A 13,498-nucleotide genomic window follows, 5' to 3' on the forward strand; every position below is an offset into this window, starting at 1 on the left:
CACCGTGTCGGCAGAATCGGAAGAGCTCACCCGCTCCATCGAGCTAGCGCGCGACGCCGCGCGGATGTGCGGCATCAACCCCGACGGCCGCAGGTCCGATGAGGACGATGAGGCGTACGGCAGGGGCAACGCCTCCTATGCGTTCGAGCTGACCGGGGTCAAGGACGGCCCGCAGCTCAGCGACATCGAGGAGGCGCTCGAAACCATCCCCGGGGTTTCGGCACAGCTGGTGTACCCCACCTCCACGGCGTGGGTTACCGCCCCGGCGGACCTTGACCCGGAGGCCATCACCGCCGTCATCGCGAGCTTCGGCATCGAGGCAGAGATGAGCGACAACACCCTGCGCCGCCGTGCGCTGACCGCGGCGTCGGAGCTGCGCTCGCCGCGGCGCAGCACCCGCGCAATGTCGGAGCGCATCCGGCGCCGCCGCCGCGACGCGCAGGCGAACCTGACCGTGGCGCGCGAGGCGGGGTTCATGAACCGCCGCGACACGGCCAAGCGCAACGACAGCGACGACGTGCTCTTCACCGCGCGCGACCTGGTTACCCCGGCCAGGCTGATCACCGCGATTGTGCTGGCAATCCCCGTCATCGCCATGAGCTACGTGCCCGCGCTGCAGTTCCAGGGCTGGCAGTGGGTGTGCTTCGCGCTCGCCACCCCGGTGGCGCTGTGGTGCGCGTTCCCGTTCCACCGCGCGATGGCCGGCGGCGTGCGCCGCGGTATCTCCGCGCTCGACGGGGCGAGCTCGATCGCGGTTCTGGCCGCCTATACCTGGTCCGCCGCGGTGCTTTTCCTCACCGAGGCCGGCCGCCTGGGTTGGGTGTCCAGCGGCGGGTGGCTGTCCACCAGGCGGGGTAACCAGGTGGAGATCTTCCTCGACGTGGCCTGCGGCGTGACCGCGCTGCTTCTGATCGGCCGCTTCTTCACCAAACGCGCTGGCAACAGCCTGGTGGACGAGATGAACCGACTCACCCCCGCGTCGGAGACCGAGTACCAGGTGTGCCGCCGCGGCAAGGCGGACGCGGAAGTCATCGCCGTCTCAGAGATCAACCGGGGCGACGACGTGATTGTCACCCGCGGTGAGATCGTGCCCGTGGACGGCGAGGTGGTTGGCGGCTCAGGCGCGCTCAGCCACGTCCTGATCGGGGTGAGCGCGGACCCGGAGTTCAAGGTCGGCGACGTGGTCTCGGCCGGCGCGGTGGTGGAGCGCGGGAAGTTGAAGGTGCGCGCGCAGCGAACGGGCCACGCCACGCGGTGGGCGTCGGTAAGCCGCTGGGTGGGGGACGCCTCGAAGCGCGAGAACAACTCCACCATGATCTCAACCAAGTCCGCGAGCGTGCTGATCCCTACCGCCTACGTGCTGGCGGTCCTGGATTTCGGTATGTGGATCCTGCTCACGGGCGACTACAACGCGGCGTTCTCCACCGCCCTGGCCATTCTCGCGGTGGTGGCCCCGGTGGCGCTGGCCATCTCGCCGGCGCTGGCCACGCGCAACGGCATCGAGGCGGCGGCGCGCAACGGCATCTTGATCCGGGACGGTTCCGCGCTGCGCCGCCTGGAAGAGGTGGACACGGTGGTGTTCAACCGCGTCGGGACGCTGATCCAGCCTGATATGTCGGTGGAAACCGTCACCGCGGCCCGCGGCGAGGACTCGGAGCTTGTGCTGCTGGTAGCTGCGGCGCTGCTGGTGGAGTCGAACCACCCTGCGTCGCGCGCCATCGTCGCCGCGGCGCGCGAGGCCAAGACCCACGGTGCGCCGTGGCGCGTGGACCTGGACGACTCGGAGTTCCAGGCGGACGGCAGCTGCGTGGGCCGCGTGGAGGTCCGCCCGGTGGCGGACGACAAGTCGCCGCAGGAAGACCAGACCACCCGCATCGACGCTACGCTGTGGCGCCCCACCAACCTCTCCCAGCTCAGCGGCCGCCTCGCGCTGGCGGCTACCTCCGGCGGTGCGCCCCTGGTGGTGCGTTGGAAGGGCAAGGACCGCGGCGTGATCACGCTGCACGAGCCTGCGAAGAACGACGCCGCCGACGCCGTGGACCGCCTCGAGTCCATGGGGCTGACCACGGTGATGCTTTCTCGCGACACGTACGCCGTGAGCCGCCGCTTTGCCAACATGCTGGGCATCACCTCGGTGCTGGCAGGTATGACCGCGCAGGAGAAGCCGGCCGCGGTGCGCCAGCTGCACACCCGCGGCGCCAACGTGGCCATGGTGGGCAGCACCTCGGTGCTTGACGTCGTCGCGGTCGGGGACGTGGGCATCCTCTACGCGGACGACGAGATATTGGACGTGAACGTGAAGAAGGCCGAGGCCGATGTGGACGCCGTAGTGCTGCGCCCGGAGGTCACCGCCGTGCCCCAGCTGATCGAGCACGGCCGCCGCGTCTCGCGCATTATTGACTCGAACATGGTCTTCGCCATCGTGTACAACGCGGTGGCGGTCGCGCTCGCCGCGTTCGGCGCGCTGCCGCCCATGGGCGCCACCCTGCTGATGCTGGGCAGCTCCCTGATCATCGAGTACCGCTCCATCGGCGCCCGCCGCTTCCCCCAGTAGCGCGAGCCGCTGGGAGCTCGGGCCTCGGCCGCCCAGCCGGCGACGGTAGGCTTAGGCACCATGACACGACGCGACCTCACCCATGCCCCGCTGATTGAGGCCGCCCACGGCCGCACCCCCGCGCGCACCCCGGTCTGGTTCATGCGCCAGGCCGGCCGCTCGCTTCCGGAGTACCGCGAGGTGCGCGAGGGCATCCCCATGCTCGATTCCTGCTTCATGCCGGACCTGCTCGCTGAGATCACTCTGCAGCCCGTGCGCCGCCACGACGTGGATGCCGCAATCCTGTTCTCGGACATCGTGGTACCGCTCAAAGCGGCCGGCGTGGACGTGGAGATCGTGCCCGGCAAGGGGCCGGTGATGGCGCAGCCGATCCGCACCAAGCGCGACGTGGAGGAGCTTCCGCTTCTCGACGCACCCGTGGACGAAGTCGCAGCCGGCATCGAGACGATCCTCGCCGAACTGACCGACACCCAGGCGCTCATCGGCTTCGTCGGCGCCCCGTTCACCCTGGCCAGCTACCTTGTCGAGGGCGGGCCCAGCAAGAACCACGAGAAGACGAAGGCGATGATGCACGCCGAGCCCGACACGTGGCACGCGCTGATGCGCCGCCTGGTGCCCACGATCACCTCGTTTCTGCGCACCCAGGTGGAGGCCGGCATCGACGCCATGCAGCTGTTCGACTCCTGGGCGGGCTTCCTCACCGAGGCGGATTACCGGGAGCACGTGCTGCCGTACTCCACGGAGATCCTGGAGACGGTGGCGGGCGAGATCCCGCGCATCCACTTCGGCGTGGCCACAGGCGAATTGCTCGGCGCCATGTCCGAGGCCGGCAGCGAGGTGATGGGCGTGGACTGGCGCGTGCCCCTGGATACCGCCGCCCGCCGCTTCGCCTCCCCGCGGGTGCTGCAGGGAAACCTGGACCCGGCGCTGCTCTTCGCGGGCACCGACGTGGTCCGCTCCGAGGTGGCGCGCATCAAGGCGGAGGCCAAGCGCGCGATGGAGGAGGGCACCGCCACCGGGCACATCTTCAACCTGGGGCACGGGGTGCTGCCCACCACGGACGCGGACGCGGTGACTGAGGCCGTCCGCATCATCCACGAGACGGACGACACGAACGAGACGGACGAGACGGAGGCGTAAACCGTGAATATTGCCATCATCGGTGCCGGGCTGGCGGGGCTGACCGCCGCGTACGAGCTGCGGGATGCGGGCGCCCGCGTGGACGTCTACGAGGCCACCGACCGCATCGGCGGCAAGCTCTACACCGTCGCGTTCGAGGCGGGCCCCACCGACATGGGCGCCGAGGCGTTCATGGCGCGCCGGGTGGACGCGGTGGAGTTCTTCAAGGAGCTGGGGCTCGGCGACTCCTTGGTGGAGCCGTCGGGGCTGGGCTCCTTGGTGTACGTGGACGGGCGCACCGAGCCGCTGCCGCACGCGGGGATCATGGGCATCCCCTCCTCGTCCGCGCCGGTTGCGCACTTGGTCTCGGAGGCAACGGCCGCGAAGATCGACGCCGAGGGTGACGCGCCCGGTTTCGAGTGGGAGATTGGCTCGGACGTGAACGTCGGCAAGCTTGTGCGCGAACGCTACGGCGATGAAGTGGTGGACAACATTGTGACCTCGCTGCTCGGCGGGGTGTATTCCTGCGCCGCGGACGACCTCGGCGTGCGGGCGACGATCCCGCAGCTGGCGGAGGAGTTCGACCGGCTGGCCGAGCGCGGGCCGGTGCATCTGTCCGAGGCGGTGCGCAACCTGGAGAACGCGCGCAAGGAGCTGCCCACCGGCCAGGGCGCGGTGTTCAACGCATTCCGCGACGGCTACCAGGAGCTCTACGAGGAGCTGGCGGAGCGCTCCGGCGCGGACATTTACGTGGACGCGTTCATCTCCGGCATCGAGCGGGTGGGCGACGGTGCCGCTGGCACGTTCCGCCTCAAGGGCGGCGAGGACGTGGAGTATGACGCGGTGCTGCTGGCCGTGCCGGCCCCCACGGCGGCGCTGTTGCTCAAGCAGGTCGCGCCCGGGGCGGCCGCTGCACTTACCCCGGTGAAGCTGGCCAACTCCGCCGTGGTGGGCATGCGGTTTGCCACCGACGAGGGCCTGCCGCAGAACTCCGGCGTGCTGGTCGCAGCGGGGGAGCAGGACGTGCGCGCCAAGGCGTTCACCTTCTCCTCCCGCAAGTGGCCGCACCTAGCCGAGCGCGGCGGTGCCCTAGTGCGCGCGAGCTTCGGGCGCTTCGGCGACGACGTCGCGCTGCGCGCCAGCGAGGACGACCTGGTGGATTGGGCGCTCGATGACTTGAAGGCCATCACCGGGTTCGACGGCCGCGAGGCAGGGCTGGAGGAGATCTACGTCCAGCGCTGGTTCGGAGGCATCCCGCGCTACGACGAGCACCACCTCGACACGGTGGCGCGCGTGGTGGAGCAGCTGCCGGAGGGCGTCGCCGTCACGGGCGCATGGGTCGGCGGCGTTGGCGTGCCGGCGGTGATCGCCCACGCGCGCGCTGCGGCCGAGCGCCTGCGCTAGGTTGGGGGCTCGTCCCAGGGGTTGATCAGGGTGACCCCGGTGCCTGTGAAGTCTTTGATGTTTCGCGTCGCCAGCGGGGCGCCGTGCGCTCGGCAGATCGCGGCGATCATCGCATCGGCATCCGCGACGGGGCGGCCGGCAGCGTTGCGCCGCGCAGCGACATCACCGAACTCGTGGGCGGCCCGCGCATCGAACGGGAGTACACCCCCGCGCATCTCGAAGCTCATGAGCTGCCCTGTCACGCTCGCGGCGAGGGCGTCGCGTCTTGCACCCCGCGGAAGAAGACTTACCCCGCGGGTCATCTCGGCTGCCGTGACAGCGGTAATTGTGAGGAGGTCTCCAGCCGATTCGGACCACGCGAGGACCCGCGTATCCGGCGCATAGCGCCCCAGTTCCGACACCACGTTGGTATCGAGCACGATCACGGCGCGTTCCCGCGGCGATCGGTGACTGCGTCCTCCATTACTTCAGCGAGGTCGTCCAAACCGCCGAAAACGGCGCCAAGCTGGTGAAATTCCACGCCAACATTCACGGGGCGTACCGCGTCGGCCAAGATGTGCCGGACCTCGCCCTCCATCGAGCGACCGTGGCGCGCGGCCCGCTGCTTGAGCTTGGCTTTCACCGACGCATCTATGCCCCGGATAGTGAGGGTGACATCGCTGTTCTGTGCCGGCATAGCAACCTCCAGGTGACCTGCAATAGATGTGTAGGCAAAATGCAAGCATACCCCTGTGGGCGCAGGTGGTCACTGCGCCCGGCGCACACTAAGTTGTACGCCTATGGAAAATGAGGCCCCGCAGCGCGAGGAACAGTGGTGGGAGCAGGACGGGCTGCCCTGGAACGGTAAGCCCACCAAGGCGGACTACTGGTGCCTCGGCTGGTTCGGCTTCGTCGGCGTCTTTGGCATGGCCATGATCCCGCTGCGGGCGTGGCTCTTGGGCCTAGACCCGCCGATCATGCTGGCGCTGACCGGTTCGCGGGTGGGCGCCGCCTCCACCGGCGCCCTTGCGGGCGTGGGCGAGGCCCCGCACTGGCTGCTGTTCCTGCTCATCGGCTCGCTGGTGAGCATCAAGTTCGACTGGATCTACTGGTGGGCCGGCAAGCTATGGGGCCGCGGCATCCTCGACGTGCAGGGCGCGAACTCGAAACGCGCCGAGAAGAACATCGAGCGGGTGGAGGGCTGGGCCCGCAAGCTGGGTTGGCTGGGCATTTTCCTGGCCTACGTGCCCATCCCGCTTCCCATCGCGTTCGTGGTGTTCGTGCTGATGGGCATGACGGGGATGCCCCTGTGGAAGTTCATGGTGCTGGACTTCGTGGCCAAGACCCTGTGGTCCTTCATCTACCTCGGCCTGGGCTGGTGGATTGGGGAGCCGGTGGTGTTCGTGCTGGACCAGTACGCCAAGGTGGCCAACTGGGTGGCCATCGCGCTGATTGTGGTGGTGATGGTGGGCGCGTTCCGCGCGCAATCAAAAAAGCAGCAGGCGGAGGCGGCCCCCGCGGCCCCCGCGGTCACCGTGGGCAACGAGCTCGAGGCCGGCCGCTAGCTAGCGCGGGCTAGTCCCGGTAGACCACCACGGAGGAGAAGTCCTCGTCGCCGCGCCCGGCGCTTTGCTGCGCCTCGAGCGAGCCCAAGGCCGCGGCCACCGCCGGCAGGTTGCGGTCAGCGGTGGCCAGCATCAGCCGCGCGTCCTTCGCAATCGCGTCCACCGAGAAATCGCCCGGCGCGGTGTCGCGCTCGCCGAGCAGGAACGGCGCCTTCATGTTCACGATGAACTCCAGGCCGGTGGATTTCAGCATGCCCACCACCTGCTCGGCGCCGAGGCCCTGCGATGCACCGAGGTCGAGCGCCTCCTTGAAGCCCTCGATTGTCACCGCGAGCGCGAGGTTTGCAATCAGCTTGCCGACGCTCGCCTGCGCCGCCGTCTCCACCTGCCGGAGGCGCTCCGGGTTGGCGGCGGCCCACGGGGAGACTACGTCGGCGACAAGGGAGCGTCGAGAAGCATCTGCTCCACCCACGTACACCCCGAGCTTGCCCTCGCGGGCGGGCGGCAACGAGCCGACCACCGGCGTGTGCACGAAGCCGGGGACCGCCGCGGCGAACTCGTCCGCGTCCGCCGGCGAGATGGTGGTGGCATCCGCCCAGGTCACGCCCTCGGGGATCAGCCCTGGCTGGATGACCACCTCGCGCACCACGTCGGGGCCGAAGAAGGAGGTGATCACCAGCTCCGCGCCCTCGACCGCCTCCGCGGGTATGCCTGCGGCCCGTGCGCCGCGCGCCACCAGCGGTTCGGTCTTCTCCGGCGTGCGGTTCCACACCGTGAGGTCGTGCTCGTCCACCAGCTTCAGCGCCAGCTCAGTTCCCATGCGGCCGAGGCCCAAAAACGCGATTTTCATATGCCCTAGGATAGACAAGCATGACTGCCCCGGATCCCATCCAAAATCCCACCTCCCGCAACACCGCCCGCTCCAAGGAGTTGTTCGAGCGCGCGCGGCAGCTGACCCCGGGCGGGGTGAACTCGCCGGTGCGCGGCTTCGGCTCCGTGGGCGGGCAGACCCGCTTCATTGCCAACGCCCACGGCTCCACCCTGGTGGACGCGGACGGCAACAACTACGTGGACCTGGTGTGCTCCTGGGGCCCGATGATCCACGGCAACGCCCACCCGCAGATCATCGAGGCGGTGGAAAAAGCGCTGGTGAACGGCCTGAGCTTCGGCGCACCGACGGAGGCCGAGGTGCGCATCGCGGAGATGATCGTGGAGCGCACCTCGGTGGAGGAGGTGCGCATGGTCAACTCCGGCACCGAGGCCACCATGAGCGCGGTGCGCTTGGCGCGCGGCTACACGGGCCGCCCGAAGGTGCTGAAGTTTGAGGGCTGTTACCACGGCCACGTCGATGCGCTGCTCGCCTCTGCCGGCTCCGGCATCGCCACCTTCTCTCTGCCGGATTCCCCGGGCGTGACCGGAGCGCAGGCGGCGGACACCATCGTGGTGCCGTACAACAACATCGAGGCGGTGCGCGAGGCGTTCGCGCAGAACCCGGGCGAGATCGCCTGCATCATCGCCGAGGCCGCCGCCGGCAACATGGGCACCGTTGCCCCGCAGGACGGCTTCAACGCCCAGCTGAAGGAGATCGCGCACGCTCACGGCGCGCTGCTCATCTTGGACGAGGTGATGACGGGCTTCCGCACCTCCTACTCCGGCTGGTACGGCGTGGACCACGTGGCGGGCGACTTGACCACCTTTGGCAAGGTCATCTCCGGCGGCCTGCCGGCGGCCGCGTTCGGCGGGCGCCGCGAGATTATGGAGAAGCTCGCCCCCAACGGCCCCGTCTACCAGGCGGGCACCCTGTCCGGGAACCCGGTGGCGATGGCCGCCGGCATGGCCTCGCTGCGCCTGGCCACGGAGGACATCTACCCGGTGCTCAAGCGCAACGCGGACACGCTCGCCGGCCTGGTCTCCGAGGCACTGACGCGCGAGGGCGTGGCCCACCACGTGCAGCGCGCCTCCACCATGCTCTCCTTCCGCTTCGCCGAGGGCGAGGGCCGTAACTTCCAGGACATGCAGGCGGCGGACACCTTCCGCTACGCCCCGTTCTTCCACGCGCTGCTGGACGCCGGGGTGTACGCCCCGCCGAGCGCGTTTGAGACCTGGTTCGTCTCCACCGCCCTGACGGACGAGGACTTCGGGCGCATCGAGGAGGCGCTGGTGCCGGCCGCCAAGGCGGCGGCCGCCGCCACCGCGGATGGGGCCGGCAAGTGAGCGAGCGCACCGTTGTGCACCTCGTCCGCCACGGCGAGGTCTACAACCCGCAGAAGCTGCTGTACGGGCGCATGCCCGGCTACCACCTGAGCTCGCGCGGGCGGTCGATGGCCGCGGCAACCGCAAAATTCTTCGAGGGCCGGGAGGTGACATACCTTGCCGCGAGCCCCCTGGAGCGCGCCCAGGAGACGGCCGCGCCGATTTCCCAGGTCACCGGGTGCGAGGTAGACACCGTGGACGGCATCCTCGAGGCCGGCAACACCTTCGAAGGGCTGCGCACCAAGGGGTGGCGCACGCAGCTGGCCAACCCCATCCGCTGGCGGCACATGACCAACCCGCTCGAGCCGAGCTGGGGCGAACCCTACGCCGAGATCCTCGAGCGCATGCTCGCCGCGGTGGAGGGCGCCCGCCAGAAGGCCCTAGGCCACGAGGCGGTGCTGGTGAGCCACCAGCTGCCCATCGTCATGGTGCAGCGCTACGTGCAGGGCAAACCCCTGGCGCACGCGAGCCGGCGGTGCGACCTGGCCAGCGTGACGTCACTTGTGTTTGACGGCGACGTTGTTATTGACTGGTCTTACGAAACCCCGGCAGCCCACATCTAGCCGGGGTACACACCGAGAGGGAGCCCGCCGACATGCAACGCACTTTTGCCGCCACGCTGTCCTGCGCCCTCCTGCTAGCCGGGTGCGGCGCAGGCGGCGGCGACGAGGGCGGCACCTTCGCCTTCCACTCGCCCGGCGGGCAGGTGGAGATCTTCTACGACGAGGCCGAGCGCCAGCCGTTGCAGGACTTCTCCGGGGAGTCGCTCACGCAGCCCGGCGAGGAGATCGCGCTGAGCGACTTCGACGGCCAGGTGGTGGTGCTCAACGCCTGGGGCCAGTGGTGCGCGCCCTGCCGCGCCGAGGTGGATGACCTCCAGGAGATCCAGGAGGCGCTCCAAAGCGGCAGCGCCGGCGCGCGCGGCACCGTGCTGGGCATCAACGTGCGCGACCCGAACCCGCAGATCGCCCGCGACTTCCTCGCGGACAACGGGGTGACCTACCCCTCCATCTATGACCCGCCGTTTAAGACGGCGGCGTTCCTCGGCGGCGTGCCCAGCTCCGTCATCCCCACCACCGTGGTGCTCGACTCCCAGCACCGGCCGGCCGCGGTGTTCCTGCGCGAGGTCACGGCGCAGGACGTGCTGGACGTGGTGGAGCGCCTAGGGCAGGAGGCCTAGGTGGGCGAGGCGTTTTCTGAGGTGGCGGCCTCCGGTCCGCTGCTGCTGGGGATCCTCGCCGCGGCGCTGGCCGGCCTGGTGTCGTTCGCGTCCCCCTGCGTGATCCCGCTCGTGCCGGGCTACCTGTCCTACCTCACCGGCGTGGTGGGCGGGGAGATGACGTACGAGGACGGCGGCCCGCGCGTGACCCGCAAGCGCGGCGCAGTCGCGGCCGCGGCCGGGCTGTTCGTCCTCGGCTTCACGGTGGTGTTCCTCCTGGCCACGGTCTCGGTGTTCGGGGCGATCAGCCTGATCCGCCTCAACGCGGACACGCTCATGCGCATCGGCGGCGTGGTCACCATCACCATGGGCGCGGTGTTCATGGGCGCGGTGCCGGCGCTGCAGAAGGACACGCGCATGCAACCGAAGCGCTGGGCCACCTGGCTCGGCGCCCCGCTGCTCGGCGGCGTGTTCGCCCTCGGCTGGACCCCTTGCCTGGGTCCCACGCTCGCGGCCATCATCTCCGTGTCCGTGGGTACCGCGGGCGTGACCGCGGCGCGCGGCGTGGTCCTCGTCATCGCCTACTGCCTGGGCCTCGGCCTGCCGTTCCTCCTGGTCGCGCTCGGCTCAATGCGGGCGGTGCGCAGCGTGGACTTCCTGCGCCGCCACTCCCGCCAGATTCAGGTCGCGGGCGGGGTGGCCATGATCGCCGTCGGCGTGCTGCTGCTCACCGGCGCGTGGGACCATTTCATCGGCTGGGCCCGCCAGCTCACGCTCGGCTTCGGAGGAACGGTGATCTAATTGCCCAAGGTTGTGACGTGGCTGCGCCGCGCGTGGCACTGGCTAACCAGCATGAGTACCGCGCTCATCCTGCTGTTTTTGCTCGCCCTCGCCGCGATCCCGGGCGCCTTGCTCCCGCAGCGCCAGGTCAGCGCCTCGCTGGTGGACGATTACCTGAAGGCCAACCCAACCATGGGGCCGATCTACGACAAGCTGCAGTTCTTCGACGTCTTCAGCTCCACGTGGTTCGTGGCCATTGTCACCCTGCTCATGGTCTCCCTGGTCGGCTGCATTATCCCGCGCTCGCTGGACCACTGGCGCGCCTACCGGGCCACGCCCACGCGCGCGCCGAAGTACCTGTCGCGGATGCCGCTGCACGCGTCGGGGGTGGTTGAGGGTGACATCGGGAGCGTCGACAAGCATGTGCACTCGGTGCTGCGGAAGTGGCACACCGCAACGTACGAGCCGGCCGCGGACCGCGCGGGCGCGCACTCGATCTCGGCGGAGCGCGGCTACACGCGCGAGCTGATGAACCTGCTGTTCCACATCGGCCTGGTGGGCATGATTGTCACCTTCGCCGCCGGGCGCATGGTGTTCTACGAGGGCCAGGCCATCGTGGTGACCAACTCGCAGGCGCCGTCCGCCGTGCCGGTGGAGCGCTCGCGCGAGTTCTGCAACACCTCTCCCGCCAACTTCGATGTTTTTCGGGCCGGATCGCTTTTCGACGGCACCGGGCTCACACCCTTCTGCTTCGAATCGCAGAATTTCGTGGCCGACTACCTGCCCAACGGCCAGGCCAGCGGGTTCACCTCCGACATCACCTACACCGACGACGTGAGCAAGCCCAAAAGCGAGTGGGAACCGTTCACCCTGGAGGTGAACAAGCCCCTGCGCGTGCGCGGCAACCGCGTGTACCTGCAGGGCCACGGCTTCGCGCCGCAGGTGACCATCACCTGGCCCAACGGGGAGACGCGCACCCAGATGGTGCAGTTTCGGCCCACCGACGCGCAGACGTTCCTGTCCTCCGGCGTGATGCGCTTCGACCCGCCCGCCGGCATGTACCCGGACCTGTCGGAGCGCCGCGCCCACCAGATCGCCATCGAGGGCGTGTTCGCGCCCACCGCGTCCTGGACCGGGCCGAACGGCGACATGCTGCAGTCCGCCTTCCCGGCCATGGATGACCCGGCGCTGGCCGCCGAGGTATACGTGGGCGACGCCGGCCTGGACACCGGCCGCCCGCAGAACATCTTCGTGCTGGACCAGTCGCTCATCGCCGACGGGCGGTTGGAGAAGGCGCAGCGCCTCAACCTCGAACCCGGCCAGGAGACGGAGGTGGATCTGGGCGACGCCGGCACCGTGAAGGTGCGCTTCGACGGCGCCGCCGAGTACGCCAACTACCAGATCTCACGCGACCCGCTGCAGGGCTGGGCGCTGGCCACCACAGCCGTCATGCTGGCGGCCCTCGCGGCCTCGCTGACCATCAAGCGCCGCCGCGTGTGGGTGCGCCTGCGCCCGGTGGAGGGCACGGGCCAAAATGGCGGCGCTGGCCTCGTCGAGGTGGAGATCGCCGGCCTGGCGCGCACCGACCGCGCCGGGTGGGGCAGCGAGTTCGACGAGGTGGCGGCCGCTATCCTCGGCACCGGCGGCGAAGCGGCCTCGCGCCCCGGCGGCGGGGGCGACCTGGACGAGCCGGACCTGTAGCCCCGGCCGAGGCCGGTGGAGTAGGTTAAGCACATGCTTGTGGACTCCTCAATGGCAACGCTGTCGGACTTAACGTTCCGCACCGCCTTTGTCATCTACATTGCGGCGCTCGTCATGTCCTGCATTTACTACGGCCGCCTGCTCGGGGTGATCGACCTGCGCCGCGAGCACGAGGAGCGCGCGACCGCCGAGGGCGGCGCCGAGTACGACAAGCGCGTCGCCTCCGCCCGCAAGTGGGCCGGCATGACGCAGGCGCTGGTCTGGTTCGGTGTGGCGCTGCACGTCGCGGCCTTTGTCACTCGCGGCTTCGCGGCCCGCCGCTTCCCGCTGGGCAACCTCTACGAGTACATCTTGTTCATGACGGCCGTGATCATGCTCGTGGCCGCCACCGTGATCCAGCGCAAGGGCTGGCACTCCATCTGGCCGTGGCTTTTGTTCCCCATGGTCGTGGTGATGTTCCTCAACTCCACCGTCTTCCACCTGCAGGCCGCCCCCGTGGTACCGGCGCTGCAGTCCTACTGGATGCCGGTGCACGTGTCCACGGTGTCCATCGGCGCGTCCATCGGCGTCGTCTCGGGCATCTTTGCCCTGCTGTACCTGCTGCGCATGTGGCAGCCGAAGGGGGAGGAGCACGGCTTCTTCGGGAGCGTCGCAAAGCCTCTGCCCAGCGCAAAGACGCTGGACACCATCGCGTACAAGACGGCGATTGTCACCCTGCCGCTCTTCGGTGTGGGCATCGTGTTCGGCGCGATCTGGGCCGAGGTGGCGTGGGGTCGGTTCTGGAACTGGGATGCGAAGGAGACCGTGTCCATGATCACCTGGGTGCTCTACGCTGCCTACCTGCACGCGCGCGCCACCGCCGGGTGGAAGTCCACGGCCGCTGCGTGGATTAACGTCTTCGCGCTGTGCATGACGGTGTTCAACATGACGTACGTGAACTTCGTGGCGGCGTCCCTCCACTCCTACGCCGGCCTGAATTAAGGG

General features: G+C 69.2%; 13 protein-coding genes. 10 read left to right on the forward strand and 3 right to left on the reverse strand.

Annotated elements, in window-relative coordinates:
• The first annotated feature begins 4 nt into the window (after positions 1-4).
• Genes BN4252_RS08310 through BN4252_RS08320 form a run of 3 tightly spaced genes read left to right on the forward strand, consistent with a single transcriptional unit; the run spans position 5 to position 5,077 of the window.
• On the forward strand, positions 5-2,554 hold the full coding sequence (locus tag BN4252_RS08310) for a heavy metal translocating P-type ATPase (protein ID WP_066528929.1): 2,550 nt from the start codon (positions 5-7) through the stop codon (positions 2,552-2,554).
• A 60-nt stretch (positions 2,555-2,614) separates the two neighbouring features.
• Positions 2,615-3,694, forward strand: coding sequence for a uroporphyrinogen decarboxylase (gene hemE / locus BN4252_RS08315; protein WP_066528938.1), 1,080 nt, complete (start codon positions 2,615-2,617; stop codon positions 3,692-3,694).
• Between the two features lie 3 nt (positions 3,695-3,697).
• Positions 3,698-5,077, forward strand: coding sequence for a protoporphyrinogen oxidase (locus BN4252_RS08320; RefSeq protein WP_066528942.1), 1,380 nt, complete (start codon positions 3,698-3,700; stop codon positions 5,075-5,077).
• Here BN4252_RS08320 and BN4252_RS08325 read toward each other — a convergent pair.
• Both BN4252_RS08325 and BN4252_RS08330 read right to left on the reverse strand, forming a co-directional pair.
• Positions 5,074-5,502, reverse strand: coding sequence for a type II toxin-antitoxin system VapC family toxin (locus BN4252_RS08325; RefSeq protein WP_066528948.1), 429 nt, complete (start codon positions 5,500-5,502; stop codon positions 5,074-5,076). The genes BN4252_RS08320 and BN4252_RS08325 overlap by 4 nt on opposite strands.
• Positions 5,499-5,753 carry a FitA-like ribbon-helix-helix domain-containing protein gene (locus BN4252_RS08330; RefSeq protein WP_066528953.1) on the reverse strand — a complete coding sequence of 85 codons (255 nt, stop codon included), beginning with the start codon at positions 5,751-5,753 and terminating at the stop codon, positions 5,499-5,501. Before BN4252_RS08330 ends, BN4252_RS08325 begins: the two co-directional genes overlap by 4 nt.
• 103 nt (positions 5,754-5,856) lie before the next feature.
• On the opposite strand from BN4252_RS08330, the gene BN4252_RS08335 reads away from it, so the two are divergent.
• Positions 5,857-6,621 (forward strand): DedA family protein, encoded by a 765-nt coding sequence (locus tag BN4252_RS08335; RefSeq protein ID WP_066528959.1) that lies wholly within the window; start codon positions 5,857-5,859, stop codon positions 6,619-6,621.
• Between the two features lie 10 nt (positions 6,622-6,631).
• On the opposite strand, the gene BN4252_RS08340 is transcribed toward BN4252_RS08335, so the two are convergent.
• On the reverse strand, positions 6,632-7,471 hold the full coding sequence (locus tag BN4252_RS08340; RefSeq protein ID WP_066528961.1) for an NAD(P)-dependent oxidoreductase: 840 nt from the start codon (positions 7,469-7,471) through the stop codon (positions 6,632-6,634).
• A gap of 20 nt (positions 7,472-7,491) precedes the next feature.
• On the opposite strand from BN4252_RS08340, the gene hemL reads away from it, so the two are divergent.
• The 6 genes from hemL to ccsB are packed head-to-tail and all read left to right on the forward strand — an operon-like array spanning position 7,492 to position 13,495.
• Entirely contained in the window at positions 7,492-8,835 is a 1,344-nt protein-coding gene (gene hemL, locus BN4252_RS08345) for a glutamate-1-semialdehyde 2,1-aminomutase (RefSeq protein WP_066528963.1), read from the forward strand.
• Complete coding sequence (locus BN4252_RS08350) at positions 8,832-9,437, forward strand: histidine phosphatase family protein (RefSeq protein WP_066528968.1); 606 nt, start codon at positions 8,832-8,834, stop codon at positions 9,435-9,437. The genes hemL and BN4252_RS08350 overlap by 4 nt, the downstream gene beginning before the upstream one ends.
• A gap of 32 nt (positions 9,438-9,469) precedes the next feature.
• A complete protein-coding gene (locus BN4252_RS08355; protein ID WP_066528975.1) occupies positions 9,470-10,054 on the forward strand; it encodes a TlpA family protein disulfide reductase in 585 nt (194 codons plus the stop codon).
• A complete protein-coding gene (locus BN4252_RS08360; protein ID WP_066528980.1) occupies positions 10,055-10,834 on the forward strand; it encodes a cytochrome c biogenesis CcdA family protein in 780 nt (259 codons plus the stop codon). It abuts the gene before it with no gap.
• 51 nt (positions 10,835-10,885) lie between these two features.
• Positions 10,886-12,514, forward strand: a complete 1,629-nt coding sequence (locus BN4252_RS08365) for a cytochrome c biogenesis protein ResB (protein WP_066529381.1) — start codon at positions 10,886-10,888, stop codon at positions 12,512-12,514.
• 33 nt (positions 12,515-12,547) lie between these two features.
• The gene (gene ccsB / locus BN4252_RS08370) at positions 12,548-13,495 is read left to right on the forward strand and encodes a c-type cytochrome biogenesis protein CcsB (protein WP_066528989.1); all 948 of its coding nucleotides are present in this window, start codon (positions 12,548-12,550) and stop codon (positions 13,493-13,495) included.
• Positions 13,496-13,498: the final 3 nt, after the last annotated feature.

Source organism: Corynebacterium bouchesdurhonense, from assembly GCF_900078305.2.
Lineage (GTDB): Bacteria > Actinomycetota > Actinomycetes > Mycobacteriales > Mycobacteriaceae > Corynebacterium > Corynebacterium bouchesdurhonense.

Coding starts and splice junctions, on each gene's coding strand:
- hemE (WP_066528938.1), top strand. CDS start 2,615: ATGACACGACGCGACCTCACCCATGCCCCGCTGATTGAGGCCGCCCAC.
- BN4252_RS08330 (WP_066528953.1), bottom strand. CDS start 5,753: ATGCCGGCACAGAACAGCGATGTCACCCTCACTATCCGGGGCATAGAT.
- BN4252_RS08335 (WP_066528959.1), top strand. CDS start 5,857: ATGGAAAATGAGGCCCCGCAGCGCGAGGAACAGTGGTGGGAGCAGGAC.
- BN4252_RS08340 (WP_066528961.1), bottom strand. CDS start 7,471: ATGAAAATCGCGTTTTTGGGCCTCGGCCGCATGGGAACTGAGCTGGCG.
- hemL (WP_066528963.1), top strand. CDS start 7,492: ATGACTGCCCCGGATCCCATCCAAAATCCCACCTCCCGCAACACCGCC.
- BN4252_RS08355 (WP_066528975.1), top strand. CDS start 9,470: ATGCAACGCACTTTTGCCGCCACGCTGTCCTGCGCCCTCCTGCTAGCC.
- BN4252_RS08365 (WP_066529381.1), top strand. CDS start 10,886: ATGAGTACCGCGCTCATCCTGCTGTTTTTGCTCGCCCTCGCCGCGATC.
- ccsB (WP_066528989.1), top strand. CDS start 12,548: ATGCTTGTGGACTCCTCAATGGCAACGCTGTCGGACTTAACGTTCCGC.